This window comes from Pseudomonas sp. SIMBA_041, assembly GCF_046535095.1.
GTDB classification, from domain to species: domain Bacteria; phylum Pseudomonadota; class Gammaproteobacteria; order Pseudomonadales; family Pseudomonadaceae; genus Aquipseudomonas; species Aquipseudomonas mucoides.
This window is the reverse complement of the sequence record NZ_JAWRXJ010001041.1, coordinates 1-230: the sequence shown is the minus strand read 5'-3', so window position 1 is coordinate 230 and position 230 is coordinate 1. Positions and strand designations below refer to the sequence as shown.

Genomic DNA, 230 nt, shown 5'->3' with positions numbered 1-230 from the left:
CGGCACGAGGTCGTTGCGTCTGTCGACGACATCCAGCGCAGCCTGTTTGACGAAGGCAGTACCGTGCACAGCCTGATTTGCGAGCGTGATGGCCTGGCGATTGGTTTTGCCGTGTACTTCTACAGCTACTCGACCTGGCTCGGGCGCAATGGCATCTACCTCGAAGACCTGTACGTGACGCCCGAGCAGCGCGGCGATGGCGCTGGGCGCAAACTGCTGCGCCATATTGC

At 61.3% G+C, this 230-nt stretch carries 1 protein-coding gene; it reads left to right on the top strand.

The window, feature by feature from the left end:
• Positions 1-230 (top strand): GNAT family N-acetyltransferase (locus tag SB725_RS34280; RefSeq protein ID WP_410923840.1); only part of this gene is annotated, 230 nt, incomplete at both ends.